General features: G+C 59.8%; 1 protein-coding gene and 1 tRNA gene. Both read right to left on the bottom strand.

Annotation, left to right across the window (positions count from 1 at the left end; all coding sequences use genetic code 11):
- Positions 1-472 precede the first annotated feature (472 nt).
- Positions 473-549 (bottom strand) — tRNA-Pro (locus C6P64_RS17695).
- Positions 550-582: 33 nt separating this feature from the next.
- Positions 583-954 carry a MerR family transcriptional regulator gene (locus tag C6P64_RS17690; RefSeq protein WP_105749840.1) on the bottom strand — a complete coding sequence of 124 codons (372 nt, stop codon included), beginning with the start codon at positions 952-954 and terminating at the stop codon, positions 583-585.
- Positions 955-1,000: the final 46 nt, after the last annotated feature.

Below are 1,000 nucleotides of genomic sequence, written 5' to 3'. Positions count from 1 at the left end.
TGAATTGCGCAACAAAGCCACAAAAAATGCAACGACACCAGAGAATCCAATGCCGAGTTGCCATTTGACTGGCAGGTTCTTGAAGGTGTGGGTCTTTTGCGTCATTTTTTTCCTAACTTACCACTGATCTCTCGGGATAAGCTGTCTCTCTTTTTCATTTGAGCGAACCGGATGCGAGGGGGTATCACAAATAGCCGCAGCCGCGGGCATTGAGAGGGGGGCCGGACAAGGCCTCAAGCGTAGGCAAAAAGGAGGGAGTGCGAGGCCAGGGCTTTGCCCAGCCGCTGCGGAGAAGCCGCGTGCTTCCTTGCACACAGCAAAACCCCGCTGCAAGTGAGATTCAAATGCCTGCCTGGGCTGCTGTCCTGCAGGAGGACGCCCCGTCAGAGTCGGCCCTGCCTGGTACAACGCGCAGCTGAAGAACATAAAAAAGCGGGTTACAGACTCGCAATCTGTAACCCGCTGTTTGTTGTGGTCGGCGTGGTGGGATTCGAACTCACGACCCCTTGCACCCCATGCAAGTGCGCTACCAGGCTGCGCTACACGCCGAAGACTACTATTGTAGGCAGAAAACCCGGCTTTTCACTCGGTGGTCAGAATTTTTCTGATCTCGAGCAGTTCCTGCCGGACCAGGCGCCAGTCCGGGCCGGGTGCGGCCTGGGGCGCAGCGGGCGGCATGACGGGCGTGCTGTCGTTCAGCTCGGCCTCCTGCAGCCGGTTGCGTGCGCCCGGGATGGTGTAGCCCTGTTCGTGCAGCAGCTCGCGGATGCGGCGCACCATCAGCACCTCGTGGTGCTGGTAGTAGCGCCGGTTGCCGTTGCGCTTCATCGGCCGCAGCTGGGTGAATTCCTGCTCCCAGTGGCGCAGCACATGCTGCTTGACACCGCAGAGCTCGGCGACCTCACCGATCGTGAAGTAGCGCTTGGCGGGAATGGGGGGCAGCGGATCGCTCATGGTTCAGGCAGCGTGGATCAGTTGTTCGAGCTTGAGGGCATCGGCG

The organism is Malikia granosa (genome assembly GCF_002980595.1).
Lineage (GTDB): Bacteria > Pseudomonadota > Gammaproteobacteria > Burkholderiales > Burkholderiaceae_C > Malikia > Malikia granosa.
The sequence above is the reverse complement of the archived record's forward strand: the minus strand, read 5'-3'. Positions and strand labels throughout refer to the sequence as shown.

Coding starts and splice junctions, on each gene's coding strand:
- C6P64_RS17690 (WP_105749840.1), bottom strand. CDS start 954: ATGAGCGATCCGCTGCCCCCCATTCCCGCCAAGCGCTACTTCACGATC.